1 protein-coding gene is annotated in these 761 nt (G+C 46.8%); it reads right to left on the reverse strand.

Annotation, left to right across the window (positions count from 1 at the left end):
* The coding region (locus tag LPB89_RS21905) for an AMP-binding protein (protein ID WP_230703734.1) at window positions 1–761 on the reverse strand (761 nt) is incomplete at both ends.

A 761-nucleotide genomic window follows, 5' to 3' on the forward strand; every position in this document is an offset into this window, starting at 1 on the left:
GATCTTTCCATTGGGGGTTAACGGGAATTTTTCGATGCCCGTCAGGTAGGTTGGAATCATGTATTCCGGTAAACAGCCGGTCAGGTATTTTCTCAGCGAGTTGCTTTCTACCTCTTCGCCGGTGTAATAACCCGCCAAGTGTTTCTCGCCATCGATTTCCATTCCCACCACCACACTTTGCTGTACGCCTTCATAGCTTAACATCGCCGAGATGATCTCTTCCAATTCGATTCGGTAACCACGGATTTTGATCTGATGGTCAATTCGGCCGTAGTATTTTATGCTGCCTTCCTCGTTCCACATACATAAATCCCCAGTGTTGTACATCACGGTATTTTCCTGGTACGGATGAGCAATAAAAGCTTTTGAAGTCAGTTCTTCCTTGTTTTGATACCCAACGGCAATTCCGGCCCCGCTCATGTACAGCGTTCCGATCACGCCAATAGGCACCAGTTGCAATTCTTTGTCTAAGATGTACGACTGCATGTTGTCGACAGGCCGTCCGATGTACTGAATGTCCTGGGTTTCTCTTACCTTTTTATAAGTCGAATATACCGTAGTCTCTGTTGGACCGTACATATTCCAGATGCTTTCCGAATATTGGATAAGTGATTCTCCAAGGGATAACGATAATGCTTCTCCTCCTGTAATCACACGCACTTTATCGCTTCCTTCCCAGCCGGCATCTACCAGCATCTGCCAGAAGCCCGGTGTGGCCTGCATGATTGTCGGATCGTGTTTGTCAAACAATTCGATGATCG

The sequence above is a fragment of the Flavobacterium sp. ENC genome, assembly GCF_020991415.1.
GTDB lineage: Bacteria > Bacteroidota > Bacteroidia > Flavobacteriales > Flavobacteriaceae > Flavobacterium.